The organism is Streptomyces sp. NPDC059679, assembly GCF_042734105.1.
Taxonomy (GTDB): domain Bacteria; phylum Actinomycetota; class Actinomycetes; order Streptomycetales; family Streptomycetaceae; genus Streptomyces.
Window position 1 is genome coordinate 1 of sequence record NZ_JBHWES010000101.1, and the last position, 17,320, is coordinate 17,320.

14 protein-coding genes and 2 pseudogenes are annotated in these 17,320 nt (G+C 71.2%); 4 read left to right on the top strand and 12 right to left on the bottom strand.

Annotated elements, in window-relative coordinates:
- Together ACFV2X_RS51360 and ACFV2X_RS51365 are read left to right on the top strand one after the other, a co-directional pair.
- On the top strand, positions 1-2,705 hold a 2,705-nt coding region (locus tag ACFV2X_RS51360; RefSeq protein ID WP_385630231.1), incomplete at its 5' end, for a hypothetical protein.
- Between the two features lie 18 nt (positions 2,706-2,723).
- Positions 2,724-3,980, top strand: a complete 1,257-nt coding sequence (locus ACFV2X_RS51365; protein ID WP_385630234.1) for an RICIN domain-containing protein — start codon at positions 2,724-2,726, stop codon at positions 3,978-3,980.
- Here ACFV2X_RS51365 and ACFV2X_RS51370 read toward each other — a convergent pair.
- From ACFV2X_RS51370 to ACFV2X_RS51380, 3 genes are all read right to left on the bottom strand, one after another.
- A complete protein-coding gene (locus ACFV2X_RS51370) occupies positions 3,920-4,627 on the bottom strand; it encodes a hypothetical protein (RefSeq protein WP_385630237.1) in 708 nt (235 codons plus the stop codon). The two genes, ACFV2X_RS51365 and ACFV2X_RS51370, sit on opposite strands and share 61 nt — an antisense overlap.
- A 347-nt stretch (positions 4,628-4,974) precedes the next feature.
- Complete coding sequence (locus tag ACFV2X_RS51375) at positions 4,975-5,622, bottom strand: TetR/AcrR family transcriptional regulator (RefSeq protein ID WP_385630285.1); 648 nt, start codon at positions 5,620-5,622, stop codon at positions 4,975-4,977.
- 149 nt (positions 5,623-5,771) lie between these two features.
- Positions 5,772-6,410, bottom strand: coding sequence for a DUF4232 domain-containing protein (locus ACFV2X_RS51380; protein WP_385630239.1), 639 nt, complete (start codon positions 6,408-6,410; stop codon positions 5,772-5,774).
- Positions 6,411-6,716: 306 nt separating this feature from the next.
- Between ACFV2X_RS51380 and ACFV2X_RS51385 the strand changes: the two genes are divergently transcribed.
- The gene (locus ACFV2X_RS51385; RefSeq protein WP_385630242.1) at positions 6,717-7,991 is read left to right on the top strand and encodes a helix-turn-helix domain-containing protein; all 1,275 of its coding nucleotides are present in this window, start codon (positions 6,717-6,719) and stop codon (positions 7,989-7,991) included.
- Positions 7,992-8,104: 113 nt separating this feature from the next.
- On the opposite strand, the gene ACFV2X_RS51390 is transcribed toward ACFV2X_RS51385, so the two are convergent.
- The 5 genes and pseudogenes from ACFV2X_RS51390 to ACFV2X_RS51410 form a co-directional block, all read right to left on the bottom strand.
- The gene (locus ACFV2X_RS51390) at positions 8,105-8,758 is read right to left on the bottom strand and encodes a LuxR C-terminal-related transcriptional regulator (protein ID WP_385630245.1); all 654 of its coding nucleotides are present in this window, start codon (positions 8,756-8,758) and stop codon (positions 8,105-8,107) included.
- Positions 8,759-9,093: 335 nt separating this feature from the next.
- Positions 9,094-10,140, bottom strand: a pseudogene (locus tag ACFV2X_RS51395) (AAA family ATPase); the annotation flags it as partial.
- A gap of 102 nt (positions 10,141-10,242) precedes the next feature.
- The gene (locus ACFV2X_RS51400; protein WP_385630247.1) at positions 10,243-10,983 is read right to left on the bottom strand and encodes a DUF4232 domain-containing protein; all 741 of its coding nucleotides are present in this window, start codon (positions 10,981-10,983) and stop codon (positions 10,243-10,245) included.
- A gap of 350 nt (positions 10,984-11,333) precedes the next feature.
- Entirely contained in the window at positions 11,334-11,498 is a 165-nt protein-coding gene (locus ACFV2X_RS51405; RefSeq protein WP_385630287.1) for a nuclear transport factor 2 family protein, read from the bottom strand.
- 346 nt (positions 11,499-11,844) lie between these two features.
- Positions 11,845-12,624, bottom strand: a complete 780-nt coding sequence (locus ACFV2X_RS51410) for an NAD(P)H-dependent oxidoreductase (protein ID WP_385630250.1) — start codon at positions 12,622-12,624, stop codon at positions 11,845-11,847.
- A gap of 138 nt (positions 12,625-12,762) precedes the next feature.
- Here ACFV2X_RS51410 and ACFV2X_RS51415 point away from each other — a divergent pair, with 138 nt between their 5' ends.
- Positions 12,763-13,611 carry a helix-turn-helix transcriptional regulator gene (locus ACFV2X_RS51415; protein ID WP_385630253.1) on the top strand — a complete coding sequence of 283 codons (849 nt, stop codon included), beginning with the start codon at positions 12,763-12,765 and terminating at the stop codon, positions 13,609-13,611.
- A 21-nt stretch (positions 13,612-13,632) separates the two neighbouring features.
- On the opposite strand, the gene ACFV2X_RS51420 is transcribed toward ACFV2X_RS51415, so the two are convergent.
- The 4 genes and pseudogenes from ACFV2X_RS51420 to ACFV2X_RS51435 all read right to left on the bottom strand — a co-directional run bounded on the left by ACFV2X_RS51420 (position 13,633) and on the right by ACFV2X_RS51435 (position 17,314).
- Positions 13,633-14,022: a nuclear transport factor 2 family protein gene (locus ACFV2X_RS51420; protein WP_385630290.1), complete on the bottom strand. Its 390-nt coding sequence runs from the start codon at positions 14,020-14,022 to the stop codon at positions 13,633-13,635.
- A gap of 54 nt (positions 14,023-14,076) precedes the next feature.
- A pseudogene (locus tag ACFV2X_RS51425) lies at positions 14,077-15,323 on the bottom strand (IS256 family transposase); the annotation flags it as partial.
- A 144-nt stretch (positions 15,324-15,467) separates the two neighbouring features.
- Complete coding sequence (locus tag ACFV2X_RS51430; protein WP_385630255.1) at positions 15,468-16,616, bottom strand: sensor histidine kinase; 1,149 nt, start codon at positions 16,614-16,616, stop codon at positions 15,468-15,470.
- Positions 16,613-17,314: a response regulator transcription factor gene (locus ACFV2X_RS51435; protein WP_385630257.1), complete on the bottom strand. Its 702-nt coding sequence runs from the start codon at positions 17,312-17,314 to the stop codon at positions 16,613-16,615. Before ACFV2X_RS51435 ends, ACFV2X_RS51430 begins: the two co-directional genes overlap by 4 nt.
- Positions 17,315-17,320: the final 6 nt, after the last annotated feature.

Consider the following 17,320-nt stretch of genomic DNA (forward strand, 5'->3'; position numbering starts at 1 on the left):
TCCGGTCCCGGGACGCGATCCCGCCCCGCCCCGCCGACCTCTGCTACGCCGTACCGGCCGACCCGCGCGGCCCCACCGTGCTGCTGGGCGCGCCACAGGACGAGGACGTCCCGGCGGGCGACCTCACCGAACTCCTCACCGCCCTCCCCGAAGCCGTCAGGCCCCGCGTCCGGCTCGCCCCCGGCGGCCCCCGGGACATCCTGCGCACCAGCCAGTCGGTCGCCGACTCGCTCGGCGTCGAACTCCTCGTCCGCACCGGCATGCCGCTGATGTCCTACGGCGTCCCGACCGAGCCCGGCACGGTGCGCTCCGTGCTCGTGGACGCCGACGGCGCGCCCCGCTGGCAGCCGTTCGTGGACTCCGTGGTGTGCGCCCCGGCGCGTACGGGCGAGACCGCCCCGCGTCCCCGCCTGGCGCGCTGGAGCCCGCCCGTTCCGGGCCGCGGCAGCGCGGAACACGGCGCCATACGCCTCTCCGACCAGTGGCGGGTCACGGTCACCCGGGCGGGCCTGTGGATCACCGACACCGAGAGCGAACCGCCACCGGCCACCGCCCGCCCGGTCGACCCGGAAGGACCGGCGATCGAACTCGGCCACCCCGGGCGGCCGATCGACCCGTCGCTGTACCCCGTGCTCGGCAGGCTGCTCGGCGGACTCGGCGCCGACGTGTGCGGCCGGGCCAGGCTGTTCGTGCTCGGCACGTGCGCGGACGGAGGGCGCGAGTTGCGCCGTACGGTCGCCGAACACGGCCTGCGGACACTCCGCTTCGGGGCGGGCCTCGCGCCCGCCAGGCCAGAGGCGCGGCGCCAGGACCCGGCCGAGTCCGCCCAGACACCGGCGGAGGTGGTCCCTGCTGAGGCGGAGCCGGATGTCGCGGCGGTGGCAGCGGACCAGGCGATCGCGGAGCTGGAGCGAGCGGCCGCGGCCGTTGAGGCGGAGGAGGCGGAGCCCGAACCGGACCACGAGCGCGACCCGATGTCCCTGGGAACACCCCCGGACGCAACACCCCCGGAAGCCACACCGCCGGAAGCCGCCGAGGATCCGGGCCCGGTGCTCCCGCCGACGCGACCGTCGATGGTCAGCACGGCGTCGTCCCCGTCCCCGGCCACGCGCGAAACCTCCGCCGCGCCCGCCGCGTCCGCCACATCCGGGGCAGGGGCAGGAGCCGCAGCAGGGACCGGACCGGAGCCCTCCAGGCCGCGAACGGGCGGCCCGGGCCCGAGCAGTCTGCCGGGCCCCGCCCGCGTACGGGATCCCGAGCGGCCCGAACCCCCGGGGACGGAACGCCCCTTGCGGACGGGGAGCGGCACGCCCGCACCCCCACCGGAGCCGGACCAGCGCAGCGAGTCGCTGCCTCTCATGGGCCTGGACGCGATGCTGGACCTGATCCGGTCGCAGAGCCCGCGCGGCGGAGACGGAGAGGGGGCCGCCGCCCCGCCGACATCCCCCCAGATCCGCAGGCCCCTCGACCCGGGTATCCCCCTGTCCCAGGCCCGGGCCCGCCCGGCGACGCCGAACACCCCCGCGGCCCCGGTCACGCCGAACACGCTACCGAGCCGGGAGAGTTCGGCGACCCCGGAGAGTACGGCGGCGCCCGGGGCCCCGGCGGTGCCGGGCAGCCAGGCAGTCCCGGCCGCTTCCGCCATCCCCGCCGTGCCGAACGGCCGGGTGACCCCCGCGGCCCCCACCACTCCGGCCGCACTCCGGCCGTCGGAGCAGCCCGAGCCCCGTACACCCGACGAAGGTCCGGTTCCTTCGCAACCACCGGCAGCCCCCGTGCGCCCCGCAGCACCACTGTCCACCACGGTGTCGCAGTCCACACAGGAGCCACCGTCGGCCACGGCGCCTGAACCGACGGATCCCGCGATGTCCGAGCACGAGGCCACCGAGCCACCGGCGGCCCCCGAACCCCCGGCCACCCGCCCGCCGCCCGCGCCCCTCCGGCCGTTGCCGCCCGTTCCGTTCCTCCCGGGGCATGTCAGTACGGAGGCCGAGCGGACCGCCTTCCGCGCGCTCGCGGACGCGGTGTGGGAGCGGCACAGTGCCGCGGTCACCCGCGCCCTGACCCGGATGCCCGCGCTGCGCGGTGCGGAGCAGGAGGCGGCGCGCACCGACCTGGTCGCGCTGCACGTGTACCTGGACACCTCGTACGATCCCGAAGCCCCGGACGCCGCGGCCCCGGACTCCCCGGCGGCGCGGCTGAACCATGCCGCGCTCGCCCGCGGGATGCGTACGGGCGACGAGCGGCTGCTGCCGTACGCCGCGTGCGTGGCATCCGCGCTGCGGCGCCTGCCGTCGTACCGGGGCCCGGCGATCCGCCGCCCCCACGAGGCGGACGGCGGCCTGGTGCCCGGAACCCTGCTGCGCGACCCGGGGCCGATGTGCGCGCTGCCCCTCGCGGCCGGGGTGCCGCGCCCTGTCGGCGCGCAGTACGCCATCTGGTCGGTCACCGGGCGCCGCACGCGCCAGCTGACCGGCCGCCCCGCCTCCGCCGGTTCCGCATCCGGCGGGGACGAGGTCGTCTTCGCGCCCGGGACGCTGCTACGGGTCCTCGACGTCCGCGAGGCCGACGGCGCACCGCTGGTGCTGCTGCGCGAAGTGCCTGCCGCCGGGGCGGTACCGCAGGACGTACGGCTCGATGACCACGACCGCGCCGCGCTCGACCGGCTGGACGAGGCGCTGCGCCGCCATCCCCTGGATACATGAACGGATAAGGGAGACATGATGTCGAGTCAGGAACCCAAGAACCCACGGGGGCCCGCGGTCCGCCGCGCCGTCACCTTGCCGGAGACCGCCGGTACGCCGGATCCCGCCGCGCTGACGCCACTGGGTACGGAGAGCGGCGCGGCCGCAGCAGCCGAAGCCGGCGCCGCCGAGCAGCCGAAGGTCCCGCTGAACGAGTCCGCGCCTGCCGGCGAGCCCGTGGAGTCTGTTGCGTCCGGGGCAGGGACCGGGGCCACCGTGGCGTTCGCCGCCGGGGCGCCGGAGATTCCGGCCGTCCCGGACGTACCGCCCCCCGCGGCCGAGGGCCATGCGGACGGCCACGGATCCGCCGACACCATGGCCTCGGCCGTGGGCGATTACCCCCCGGGCGCCGACACCGAGACCGGCGAGGAGGGCGACGAACCCCCCTCGGGCCGCCCCACCAAGGCGCTGCTCGCCGCCGCGGCCATCGCGGGCGCGGTGCTGATATCCCTGCCGTTCCTTGCCTTCGGAGCCGATGACGACGATCACAAGACCAGGGCGGAGCCCGAGCCCCCCTCGGGCGTGACGGTCCCGAAGGCCGAGGGGAAGGGCCCCGGCGCGTACACCGCCGAGTCGCCCGCCCCGCCCACCACCAGGCAGGGTAAAGAGAGCAGGTCCCCTTCACCGGAGACCAAGTCCCCTTCACCGGAGACCAAGCCCGAGCCTCAGCGGAGCAGCGAGCAGCCGGTGGCCAAGAAGAAGCAGAAGATGAAGCCCGTCACCTCCTATGCGCTCGCCCCGGACCAGCGTAAGAACTTCCAGTTCAAGAACGTCAAGAGCGGCCGGTGCGCGGACGTGCCCGGCATGGGCAAGGGCAGGGTCGACGGCCCGGTCCTCCAGCACGACTGCGTCGTCCAGAACTGGGACGGGGACAACCAGACGTGGGACTTCGTCCTGGCGCAGAAGAACAAGGGACCCGGTGGCCGCAACCTCGTCGTGATCAAGAACAGGAAGAGCGGCCTGTGCCTGGACCTGCCCGGCCGCGGCAGCCAGCCGAACAAGACTCCGATCAGCCAGACCCACTGCAACTCCACGCTCCAGGACAACCAGCTGTGGTGGGTCGAGAACCGGGGCGGCAACCGGACGTTCTGGATCCACAACTACGTCAGCGACCAGCGGTGCCTGGAGGTCTGGGGCGAGGACGGCAAAGCCGGCAACGATGCACGCCTGGGCATTTACACGTGCTCTCCCGCCGACGACCACGAGTGGCAGCTGAGGAACAAGGGCGAGGCATGACGGCCACGCGTGGTTGTTGACGCCGCCACCCGGCTCAGCCGGAACGTGTGTGAGGGCCCGCCGGCTTGTTGCCGGCGGGCCCTCACATGAGAAGACTCAGTAAATGGTGATGAATGTGATCTTGCATTTTCCCTGGGAGAAGTGCCTGTCCCCCTTATTGAAGTGGTGGATCCAGACCTTCCCCTTGCCGTTGTCGCACAAGTAGTTGCCCCGTAGTAATTCGGCCGTCCGCCAAGGGTCTTCTGCTCGACGGTGAAGGTCAGGTACTTGTCGCTGAACTGGCACGTAGCGAAGTTGATCTCTTTTACTGCTGCTGCCTGCCCGGCGGTGCCGAGCACTCCGCCCACGGTCCCCACGGGCAGCGTCAGGTAGGAGGGGAGGTCCAGCCCGTCCCGTGCGGGGATCGTGACCGGTGTCATGGGGGCGAGGAAGTCGGGGTCCAGGTGCGGATACGGCCGGAACAGCATCCGGCTCTCGCCCGTGGAGTGGTTGTAGTAGTAGGTGATTCCGGGGGCCCGGTCGTGGGTGAAGCTGACCACCCAGCGCTGCCCGCACACGTCGGACGACACTGCGGCGAGGTCGCCGTCGGACAGTTGCTCCAGGTTCTCCAGCACGGCGGCGAAGTGCGGGTCCAGCGGGTGGATCACCTACCGCTCGCCGAGGTAGCGCACCCCGATCAGATCTCCGGTGCACCGGTCGATGATGAGCGTTCTCGTCCCCGTCGCGGTCCTGCTCGTACAGCAGCCACCGCGGATCGTCCGTCCAGTGGTAGGTGCGTACGCTGCGGAGGGCCTCCGCGGTGACGCGGCGCGGCTGCTCGCCCGTGCCGATGCCGGTCACCCATACGTTCAGCCGGTTCCGCCACGGCGCCAGGTAGGCGATTCTGGTGCCGTCGGGCGAGATCGAGGCTCCGATGCGGACGGGCAGGCCGAGGAAGTCCTCGACGGTGAGGTGCGGGATCTCGTACGCGGTGGCGGGCATGCGCCCCCTTCCTTCAGGCGGTGGGGCCGCCGACGGCCCCGCCGGTGGCCGTGCGGATCGCCTGGGCGAACTGCCGGGCGGCGGCCTGCACATCGGACGGTTCCGTGGTGCCCGCGCCCGCGTCCGCACCGGCACCGGCAAGGAAGGCGACTCCGATCTGCTCGTCCAGCACCCGCACCACCGCGGCGGTGGCCGCGGCGTGCAGCCGCACCTCCAGATCACCGGCCGGGCGCCCCAGCCGGTCGCCGATGATCACGCGCAGTTGCTGCTCGGTCTCGTCGCAAGCCATCAACCAGGCTGTGCGCAGCGCCGGTTCCGTGTCGGCGAGCCGGATCATCTTCATCGCCAGCATCTCGTCGGCCAGATCGACCGGCGGTGTCTCGTGCCGGAGCCGGACCAGTTCCGCCGCCAGGTGGTCTTCGAGGGAACTGTTCCTCGGCCAACTGTGCAGCAGGCTCAGCAACGTGACGACGCCCTGCATGACGATCGGCTCGGCGCACGCCTCCTTGCTGCGGAAGTGCCGCCATATGGTGCGCGTGGACAGCCCCACCGCGGCGGCGATCTGGTCGCCGCTGGTCCCGGCCACGCCCTGCTTCCAGAACAGGCGCGCCGCCTCCCGGGAGATCTCCAGCCGCAGCCGCGCACGCCGCCGCTCGCTCATTCCCCCCACGGGGCGCCTCTCCCCCGCGGGGGGCTCCTCCGTCGCGGGGCGCTTCGCCGTCGCCATTGCACTCATCAGCCTTTGTCCCTTCTCCGCACGGCGGTGCGCGGTCGGTGGTGGGTGTGACCAGCCGGTGTCACCGGCTGGTGTCACCAGGTGAGGGCGTCGTCCATCGACCGCTGCCAGTACGTGACGCTGAGGGAGTCGTCGACGTGGACGCCCTTGGCGGGCAGGGGCGGGTGGGCCGCCGAGGGGGTGTACTTCCCGGTGCGGTCCTGGAAGGCGACGGTGAGGGACGTCTCGGTGCGGCCGTTCTTGCCGGTGCCGTCGGTCGCCGACAAGGTCACGCCGGCGTAGCCGGACTCCCCCGGGGCGAGGGTGACGACGGCCTCCGGCTCGGAGTCCTTGACGACCGGCGGCACCGACTGGGCCTCGCCGAATCCGGCGGCCGGGTAGCCGTAGAGGTCGCAGGGGGCGCTGCCGGTGTTGGTGACCGTGAGCAGCAGGTGGTTCACGGGCTTGTTCACGGGAGCCGCGACCGTCCTGGTGCCGGAGCCCTCACAGGCGACGGCCCGCTTCCCGCTCCCGCCGGAGTCGCCCGTGCCGGAGTCGCCGGTCTCGCCGTTCCCACTCCCCGACGATGCGGTCAATGAGCCACCCGCCGACGACTTCCCGCCGTCATCGCCCGACTCGTCGCCGCACGCGGTGAGGGTGAGGGAGAGCGCGGCGGTCGCGACGGCCGCGGCGGCGGTCAGCAGGCGGAGGCGGGTGCCCCGGACACTGGACATGTGGGTGGTGCCCTTCTGCGGTGCAATGGGTGGTGCTTGGCCGAACGGAGTGTGTGCGCGGATCCGTTTCATCCGCCACGGAAGTGGTCGATTGGATACGCTGGGATGGGGAAACGGCCGCTGACCAGGCAGGATGCAGGGCGTCTGGAACGTGGGAATGGGACGCGGCGTGCCGTGCCGGGGTGGAATACGGGAATGGGGCGCCGTTTGACGAGCAATGGGTTACAGGGGTTTACTAAGCAGCCTGAACCGCGGAAACGCGGCGCGGCGGGGGCCACGGGGGGGGTGGGGAGTTGGGGAAGAACCGTGTCGGAGTCGACAAGGTCCGGGGCCACCGAGGAAGCGGAAGCGTTCGCGGAACTGCTGCGGGGACTCAAGGAACGCTCGGGACTGAGCTACGGGGCACTGGCCAAGCGGCTGCACATGAGCGACTCGACGCTGCACCGTTACTGCAACGGCATCGTGGTACCGACCGAGTACGCGCCGGTCGAGCGGCTCGCCCGGAAGTGCCGCGCGACCGGCGAGGAGCTGGTCGAGCTGCACCGGAGGTGGATTCTGGCCGATGCGACGCGGACGCGCAGGGGGCCGGGCCAGGACGGAAGAGAGCCGGAGGGAACGGGACCGGAGCGGACGGCACCGGCGTCCGACAGCAGCGAACCATGCGAACCAGACGAATGCGATGAACCGGTCGTCAGCGACGCCATGCCGTCCGTCCCCCCGCCCACCCGCACGCGCCTCCGCTGGAGCCGCCGCCGCCACACGCTCATCACCTGCGCCGTGGCGATCGCCGCTCTGGGGAGCGTCGTACTCGCCGCGGGTCTGCCGTTCTCCGGAGACGAGGACCGCGGCCGGACACGTGCCGGAGACGACACCTGGGACCTCGGCACCGACGAGGACGTGAGCCCGATCGCATCGACCCTCCCCAACCCGCCCCGGGACACGAAGAGCGGCAAGTCCCCGGCGCCGGGGTCCGGCGATCACGACAGCCCACCGGTCAAGGTCACCACCCGGCCCTATGTCTACGACGATCCGTGCGGGCAGCACTTCCTCGTCGACAGCGAGCCCGGGGAGGTAGGCCCGCCCGCCACCGAGCAGGACGCGCCTCAGTGGGCCGCCGCCTTCGGCGCGGTCCCTTCGGGGGAGCAGCGCATCGCTCTCACCGTGCTGGGCCCCGAGAAGGGCACCGTCGCCCTGGAGGCGCTGCACGTGCGCGTCATCGCGAAGGGCAACCCGCTCCCCTGGACCGACTACTCGATGGGCGTCGGCTGCGGGGACAGCGTCAAGGCCAGGTCCTTCGACGTCGACCTCGACAAGAGCAGCCCCTCGGTCACCGCGAAGAACGGCCAGCGGAATTTCCCGTTCACGGTCAGCGCGTCCGACGCGCAGGTCATCCACGTCACCGCCCACACCTCGGAGCACGATGTCCGCTGGGACCTCGCCCTGGACTGGTCGAGCGGCGACCGCCAGGGCACGGTGCGCGTCGACAACAAGGGCACCGCGTTCCGCACGGCCGCCGGCACCGGCGGCCCCGGCTACGACTATCCGCTGAGCGGCGGCGGGTGGGTCAAGCGGAAAGGCTAGGACCAGAAAAGGGCGGACGAGGGATCTGAGGGAATTCCGCTGGGCAGTGGTAGAGGATTCCGGGGAATGCGCACTGCCCGAAAGGGAAACCGGGAAATCCGGCCGCCGCCCCGTCACAGGTAGCCTTCCCTGATGGCATACGCCACGGCGTGGGCCCGGTTGCGCAGGTGCAGGCGCATGGTGAGTCCGTGCAGGACGTTCTTGATGGTGCGTTCCGAGTAGGCCAGCTTGGTGGCGATCTCCCCGGTGTCCAGGCCCTCGGCGATCAGGCGCAGGACCTCCACCTCGCGGGGCGCCAGGCCCGGAGAGGAGACGCCGGGCCCGCTCGTCGTGCTCCGGTGCAGGGTGCCCACCTGGCCGATGAGGCGGCCCAGCAGGTCGGCGGGCAGGTCGCCGTCACCTCGGGAGGCGGCCAGGATCGCCTGTGCCAGCCGGTGGGAGGTGGCCTCATGGCGCCACACGATGGCGGCGACGCCGCACTCGATGACGTCCAGGAGTTCGCGCTCGCGGATCGCACCCGTGACGAGCACGGTGCGCGCACCCTCGCTCCGTACGGCCCGGCGCAGCCGGGTGAGCGCGGTCTCGTCGAGCGTGTCCTCGATCAGCAGGGCCACCGTGCCGGGGCCCGGCCGCTCGCGGAGTTCGATCCCCGGGTGCGGGCGCAGCTGGCTGATGGCGCCCTCGCGGGAGATCGGGTCCGGGGCGCTCACCGTCACGGGCACCCGGCCCTGGGGGCCTCTGTCGGTGGCGCGGGGTGGGCGGTGCACCGTCCTCCCCTGTCCATTCGCCCACTGCCCGGGGAGGACCGGCGGGGAAAGAGACGGTCCGGATTTCTGGGACGGGCGTTCCGGCAGCGTCTTCACGTCGTGTCCTTGAGGTCGCGTCATTCTTCGGCCTCCGCGTCTCGTTCGGGCTCGGTCCCGTTCTCCCGTTCCAGGGCTCTCAGCGGCTGGAAGTGCCGTTGGAGGCCCGGCCGCTGCGCCTCGTAGGCGGAGCGGCCCATGCAGTCCCCCGCGGTCGCCGCGTACTGCACGAGCGTGGAATGTCCGGCGGTGACGGCCGCCTCCAGGGAGTCCGCGGCGGTCTTGCCCAGGCGCCGGTACGCCTCCCGGTGCACCTGCTGCCGCCGGACCTCCGACCAGTCGGTGAGCACCGCGTCCCGCAACAGCGGATGCGCGTAGCGGAGACGGCCGGTGGTGTCGGGGCGCAGCAGCCCGAGCCGGGTCATCGCGGTGAGCCAGCCGCCGACCCGGACCGGGTCGGCCCAGGCCACGTCGGCGAGCAGCGCCGCCGGGTCCTCGGCGATGGCCTGCGGCCATGACCGCTCCAGGACCGCGAGCGTACCGGCCACTTCGGCCGTCGCCGGTCCAGCGCTGTCCAGCCACCAGGCGACCGCTGCCGTATACGCCCCCGGGTACAGCGCGGCGCAGGTCTCCGGCAGGTCCGGCGACGGGGCGCTGCTCAGGTCCTCCAGGAGGGCGCGCAGCAGCAGCGGGCTGCCGGCTCCGGCCCGCGCGCAGTCCGCCGCCCACCGCGCCCCGGCCGTGGGGAAGGCGGCCTGGCACAGCTCCGCCGCGGAGCCGCCGGTGAGCGGGGCGAGGGTGTGGGTACGGACCAGGGAGGGCGGCAGCGCGTGCGTGAAGCCGGCCGGCTGCGGGTCGATGTCGTACTGGCAGCGTTCGGTGGCCACCAGCAGCACCGGCAACTCGTCGATGTGGCGGGCGGCGTCGACGAGCCAGCGGCGCGAAGGGTCGTCGGCGAGGTGGACGTCGTCCACGGCCAGCAGCAGCGCGGTCCTCGCCGCGTACGAGCGCAACTGCCGCCACAGCTGCGCCGCCTGCCGCCGCCGCCCGGTCGCGCTGTCGCCCGCCTCGTCGCCCGGGATCCCCTGGGTGAACTCCCGCCCCTGGCCCAGCAGATGCAGGACCGTGGCGAAGGGCAGCTCCGCCCCCTCCGGGAAGCAGCGCGCGCGCAGGACGTGCAGACCGTGGGCGGTGGCGTGGGAGACAGCCGCCTCCAGCGCGGCGGTACGGCCGGTGCCCGTGGCGCCGCGCAGCAGGACGGTGCGGCCGGCGCCGTCGGCCGCGCGCTCGATCTCGGTCGCGAGCAGCGCGTAAGTGTTGTCGCGTTCGTATAGCGGTCCGGTCATCTCACGCCCCTCGCGCGTACGGTCGCGAAGCCCCGGGAGCACCGACGCGGTCGGCGGCTTCGGTAACGGTGTCCATAAGCACTCCAGACTTCCCATCGGGTGTCACCATCTGGTGGCGTCACGCATCGACTGCTGCCAGTACGTGACGTCCAGAGAGTCGTCAACGTAGACGCCCTCGGCGGGCAGCGCCGGGTGGGCGATCGCGGTTAAGTCCTCCCCGGCGGTGCGGCCCTGGACGGCGACGGTGAGGGACGTCTCGGTTCTGCCGTTCGCACCGCTGCCGTCGGTGGCCGACAGGCTCGCGCAGGCGTAGCCGGACTCGCTGGGCGCGAGCGTGACGGTGGCCCGCGGCTTGGAGCGCTCGATGGCCGGCGGTGGCGACTGGGCCTCGCCGAAGCGGAGGACCGGGTAGCCGTGGAGGCGGCAGGGGGCGCTGCCGGTGTTGGTGACGATGAGCAGCATGTGGTTCACGGGGCGGTTCAGGGGAGCCGCGATCGTCGTGGTGTGGGAGCCCTGACAGGGGGCGCCGTCGCCCGTGCCGGAGTCGCCGGTATCAGTCCTTCCGTTCCCTCCCGCCGCGGAGCCGCCGGCGCCGGTCTCGCCGTTCCGTCCCGCCGCGGGCTCCTTTCCCGCGGGCGTGTCCGCGGGCGTCTCCTGGCGCGGCCGCGAACCGTGAGGGGCGGGCTCCTCGTCCTCGTCAGAGGACGAGCCGGAGGGCGACCCGGTCGAGGAGACGGCTGTCGACGAGCCCTCGGCGCGGGTACCCGATCCATCGGCGCACGCGGTCAGGGAGAGGGCGGCGATCGCCACCGCCGCAGCGGCGGTCAGAGAACCACGGGGCATGTGACGGGGCATGTGGGGCGGGACCCTTCTGTGGTGCGGCAGGTCTGGCGCTTCGATGACCAGGCCATGACCGGAGCCTGCGGGACGACCCGTCCCAGCCGCTACGGAAAACAGGCGGCCTGGGACGCTGGGACACAGAAATGGGCTCTGAGCAGGGAGAACGTCAGGGGTCTGGGATACGGAGTGGGACGTACCGGGCCTTGCACGCGAGCGGCCGTGTCGGCCGGTCACAGACGTGTTGCCACGCGGACCAGGTCGGCGACCGCGCGAGATCGGCTCTGCGGGGGCCAAGCGATCACCGTTGTCACGGGAGTAATTGTCAATTCCTGTGGATCGGTGCTGCCGCCTGGTTATGCGCTGAGGTGTTCGTGCAGCATCCGCCAGGTTCCGGCGCTGTTGACGAGCACGTTGGTGCCACGGCCGCTTCCTGATCGCGGCTGGCCATCGATGGTTCCGGTCCAGGTTGGCTTTGTCCACGAGAATGGACAGCAGATGTACGCAGCTTCCGGAGGCATCCCGATCGGCGGCTGTTCGATGTTCACGAGAATGAGCAGCACGCTGTGCGCACGTGGCGGGCCCGCCGACAAGCGTGCTTGCGTTCGGGGACGGGAGCCGTCGCGCTCATCTCCGAAGTGGTGACAGGGGTGGAACCACCCCGAAGTAGGGCGGCGCAGCCCGATTTCCGTGACGGCCGTGGCGGCCCGTCAGGCGCGGCGCGGGCCCAGTGTCGGCTCGGGTTGCGGAGCGGGGGTGCCCGGGGCTGAGACCAGGTAGTTGGCCACGTCGGCCGCCGCTGCCGCCCCCGGTCCTCGGGCTGCTCCTCGGGTTCGCGCTCCAGGTCGTCCCGTCCGTCGTCGGCGGTCAGCCGCGCACGTGCAGCCCGAAACCGGTGCGGCCCGCAGGCTCCAGTCCCTCCTTCAGGTGCAGCGAGGGCATCTCGTAGTCACCGAAGTTCTGTGGCCGGAACGGGATCGGTTCGGTCGACTCCAGGGTGAGCAGGCGCTGCTTCCAGGCCTTGGCGACGTCTGGGTAGTCCTCCCTGGTCATCCGGGCGGTGCCGTACAGCACGAACGGCGGCAGCACCTCGATGCCCGGATACCAGAAGATGCCGTGCTGGATCGGGAACAGCAGATCATCGATGGGGCCCTGGATCCCGCGGGCGGCGTAATGCGGCTCCGGGGCGCCGGTGGTCACCGACAACATGGCCCTCCTGCCCGCGAGGGTGCCCTCTCCGAAGCGATCGCCGAACCTGGCGTCACTGTGCTCACCGACGCCGTACGCAAAGTTGAAGGTGAATACCCTCTCTACCCAGCCTTTGAGAATCGCGGGCATCGTGTACCACCACATCGGGAACTGCATGATGATCGTGTCGGCCCACAGCAGCTTCTCCTGCTCGGCGAGGACGTCCGGGGTGAGCGTCCCGGCGTCGAAGGCCCGGCCGGAGTCGTGGGCGACGTTCAGCGGATTCGACGCGTTGGGGCCGAAGTCCGCGGCGTCCACGACCGCCTTCCAGTCCATCGCGTACAGATCGCTCACCCGTACCTCGTGCCCGGCGGTCTCCAGTGTGGACACCGCGAGGTCCTTCAGCGCGCCGTTGAGCGACCTCGGCTCCGGGTGGGCATAGACGATCAGCGTCTTCACGGGAACTCCTTCGGATCGGTTGTGTTGGATCCTGGGCGCTGCTGCGCCCGGCATTCAGGGACGCTTCTTCCGTCGGACGGGACTTCCTGGTAACGGCAGGACCACCTTCACCGGCACCACCGAGGTCATACTCGGGGCATGGACGATCTCGCGGGCTTCCTGCGGACCCGGCGTTCCCGGGTCGACCCGGCGGCCGTCGGCATGCCCACCGACAGCCGCCGCCGGGTCGAAGGGCTGCGCCGCGAAGAGGTCGCGCACCTGGCCGGTGTGAGCGTCGACTACTACGTACGCCTGGAGCAGGGCCGCGCGACCCAGCCCTCCGAGCAGGTCCTTGACGCGCTCGCCCGCGTCCTCGGCCTCGACGAGACCGAACGAGGGCACCTCTGCCGGCTCGCACGGCAGCGCCGCCGCCGCGCGAAGGCGCCGGGCGGGCGGGTCCGGCCGGAGCTGCTGCGCGTCCTCGACCTGGTCGCCGACGCACCCGCGCTGATCCTGGACCACCGCCTGGACGTGCTCGCCGGGAACCGGCTCGCCGGGCTCCTCTACGGCCGGCCGATGCCGGGCCTGAACACCGCCCGGCACATCTTCCTCGTAGAGGCCGAGCGCGGCCTCTACGAGGACTGGGAGGAATGCACCCTCGACGTGGTCGGGCACCTGCGCCTGGCCGCCGGCAAATACCCTGAGGACCCCCGCCTGGCCTCGCTCATCGGCGAGCTGGCGATGGGCAGCGAGCGCTTCCGCCGCCTCTGGGCCCGCGCGGACGTGCGCGCCCGCACACATGGACGCAAGGCGTACCGGCACCCGCTGGTCGGACTGCTGGAACTGCACCAAGAGAACTTCGCACTCCCGGACGAATCAGGCATGGAGCTGTTGGTGCTGTCCGCGGCCGCCGGCAGCCCCGCCGAGGACGGGCTGCGCCTGCTCGCGGGCCTGAGCGCGGACAGCGCTGACGCGCATCTCCCAGTGAGCGCTCAGCTCCGCAGGTAACTCGACGACGCCCACCCGCCGCTAGGAGCGCCTCAACACTGGCGCCGGCCGCTGTCGTGTCTGCTGGACAGTTCGATTTCCGTCTGCGGTGGGATGCCTCCCGAAGTGGTGCGCATCTGCTGTCTGTTCTCGTGGACAGAGCCACCAGGTGAACCGGTAGCGGCATACCGCGTGGTCATCGCTGTGAGCGATCCACTCGAGGTCGTTGATCTCGTAAATCTCGTCGCGGATGGTGGCGAAGGTCTTAGTGATGGCGGAGAGGACGGCTTCGCGGCCTCGGTGCGATCCGTCGGAGAACCAGTAGACGGCCTCGGGAGCGATCAGTGGGACGAGCCGGGTGATGTCGTGGCTGTTGGTGGCCTGCTCGTAGGCGCGGATGAACTCGGTGAGCGGGGCGGCGGGTCCGGGCATTGGCTGGTCCTCTTCTCTTTTCCCCGGCGCGATACGTGACAGGGGCGGTCGGGCCGCCGTGGCCTGTTCTCGCTCGACGAGGACGCCGTTCTCGAACCGGGCGCCCGCTCGGACCAGCGGGACCAGGTGGGCGCCGGTGACGGCCCGCCATCGGGATTGGGCGGACTCGACCAGCTTGAACACCATCGCGAGGGCTGCGGCCGGGCTGCCGGCGCCGCGGGTGACCTTGGTGCGGAGCTTGACGGTGGAGAACGTCGACTCGATCGGGTTCGTGGTCCGCAGGTGGACCCAGTGCTCGGCCGGGAAATCGTAGAACGCCAGCAGCTCCTCCCGGTCCTCGGTGATCTTCGCGACGGCCTTGGGGAACTTGGCGCCGTAGGTCTTCGCGAACGCCTCGATCGCCTTCTCGGCGTGCGCGCGGTCCTCGGCGTTGTAGATCTCCTGCATTGCCTTCGTCGTGCCCGGCTGTGCGGACTTCGGCAGGGCGTTCGTGACATCCCGGGCCTTGTGGACCCAGCACCGCTGGTGGCGGGCGGCCGGGAACACCTCGGCCAGTGCCTTCCACAAGCCCATGGCGCCGTCGCCGACGACCAGCTCGGGATCGCGCATGCCCCGGCGGCGGCAGTCGCGCAGCAGGTCCGCCCACGACTCGGTGGACTCACGCAGCCCCTCGGCCAGCGCGATCAGCTCCTTGGTGCCGTCCAGGCGCGCCTCCATCAGCACCAGGACGCAGGAGTGCGCCTGCCCGAGCCGGACCTTGGGGTGCACCCCGTCCGCCCACACGTACACGTAGTCGCTGCTTGCGAGGTCGCGCTGCTGGAAGGCGGCGTGGTCGTCCTGCCACTGCTTCGTCAGCCGGGGCACGGTGGCCGGCGACAGCCCGGCCGCCGAGCCGAGGAACTGCTCCAGCGCGGGCACGAAGTCCCCCGAGGACAGCCCGTGCAGGTAGAGCAGCGGCAGCACCTCGCTGACCTTGGGCGACTTGCGGCACCAGGGCGGCAGGATCTTCGAGGAGAACCGCATCCGCTCGCCGGTGGCCGCGTCCACCTGCTTGTCGTTCACGCGCGGGGCCGTGACCTCGACCGGTCCGGCCGCGGTGGTCACGGTGCGGGGCCGGTGGTGACCGTTGCGGACCACCAGACGGCGCCCTCCCCGTCCGTCTCGGCGGCCAACTCGGCTATGTACTGGTTGACCTCGGCCTCCAGCGCGGCGGCGAGCATCCGCCGGGCGCCCTCGCGGACGATCTCGTCAATCAGGGAGCCGGACTCGGTGGAACCGTCGGCGTTCACTACGCTGAGCACGGGCGTGCCTTCCCGACCCGCGCTGCGAACGCGGGCCTCTACTCGGTGACTTGTAGATCACTCGGGAAGGTACGCCCTTCGCGCCCCGTCCCGAAGGCCGATCCACAAGTACTGAGCATTGCTCGAAGAACATAACGGGGGGCGTCAGTCGTGTGACATGGGGCTACACGGTATTTGCACAGTGACAAGAAGGCCGCCGGCTGGTCGCGCGGTCACGCCCAGGGGCCAGCTGTGTCGCTCCGCAATGTGGGCGACCAGCGCGGCGCCCAGCCCGCGTCCAGTTCTGCCGGTGACACTGACCGTCCGGCCCGCGGCTCGGTAGAACGGCTGGGTGACCTGGGCGGCCTGTTCGGGAGAGAGGGCGGGTCCGGAGTTGCTGATGCTGAAGAGGGCCTGCTCGGCGTCGACCGTGAGGCTGACGTCTACCGTTCCCGGCTTCGTGTTGTGCTGGATGGCGTTGCTGATGAGATTGTCCAGCATCAGTCGCAGGAGTACCGGGTCGGCCTTGACCGGGGCCGGAGGGGTTGGGGTAAGTCGTAGCTCGACGTCCACGACAGCTGCTAGGGGCCGTTGTTCACTCAGCACCTGCTGGATCACGGCGTCCAGCGCGACCGTCTGCCGGTTGAGTTCGCCGTCTTCCGCTGCTGCAAGATCGAGGAGTGCCGTCACTGTCTGTGTGCTGCGGGTGCTGAGCTGGCGGAGATCAGTGAGCAGGTCGTGCATATGGCCCAGATTCGGGTCTCCCAGGGCGACGTCGATAAGCGCCTGGCTGGCCGCGAGCGGTGTCTGGAGCTCGTGCGAGGCGTTGGCGGCGAACTGGCGCTGGGTGTCGAAAGATCGCTGCAGTCGGGCCAGCATCCCGTTGAACGTGCGGGCCAGGCTGGTGACCTCGTCGGGCGGGCCATCCACGTCCACGCGGGAACTGAGGTCGCCCGCGACTGCGCTGCGTGCTGCGGCGTCGATTTCGGCGAGGGGTGCCAGAGCACGGCCGACCGCTATGCGCATGAGCAGGGCACCGATCACGATGACGATGAGAAAGGCGAGAGAGGAGAAGATGGCCAGGAGGCGCAGGAAATCAGCGGGGCTCGACACGGTGGTTGGAACACTGGAGGACCTGGCCGGACTCGGTGCCTGACCCGGGACGAGCGTCACATCGACCGGGGTGAGGGTGTACCGCGGCACGTAGGCCATAAGAACCACCACCAGCACGATGAGCAGGGCGGCACTGATGGTAAGCAACGCACCGAACACGATAGTGACCCGCGCCTTCACCGAGAATCGCCGAGAGGTCATCGGGCGGAGTCCTGATCTTTCTGAGGACACGAGGCCTGCTCGGTGATGATGCGGTACCCAGCGCCGGCGATGGTCTCGATGGGCCAGGGGCGGCCGAGCTTGCGACGCAAGGCGGAGATCACCACCCGGGGGGAGTTGGTGAACGGATCGGCGTTCCGGTCCCATGCCTTGGCAAGAAGTTCCTCGGCACTCAGCACTCCGCCGCCTGCGCGCAGGAGCTGCTCGAGGACGGCGAATTCCTTGTTGGTCAGGCTCAGCGGGACGCCGGAGCGAGAGACCTGGCGGGTGAAGGGGTCAAGGCTCAGGTCACCGGCCCGGAGCAGCGTAGGGAGTCGAGGCCCCGTACGTCGCGAGATCGCCCGGAGCCGGGCAATGAGCTCAGGAAACTCGAAAGGCTTGGCCAGGTAGTCATCAGCACCGAGTCGCAGACCCTCCACGCGGTCATCCAGCCGACCAGCGGCGGTCAGCATCAGCACCCCTACCTGCGGGTACTCATGAACGGCGCGACGGCACACCTCATCACCATGCACGACCGGGATATCACGGTCGAGAACCATGGCGTCATAGTCGTTGAGCTCCAGCATCTCCAGAGCTGATCCGCCGTCACCGGTCGCGTCGACCGTCATCGAGTCTCGCTGCAGACAGATCTGCAGCGCCTTCGCGAGCAGAGGCTCGTCCTCGACCACAAGGACTTTCACGTCCCT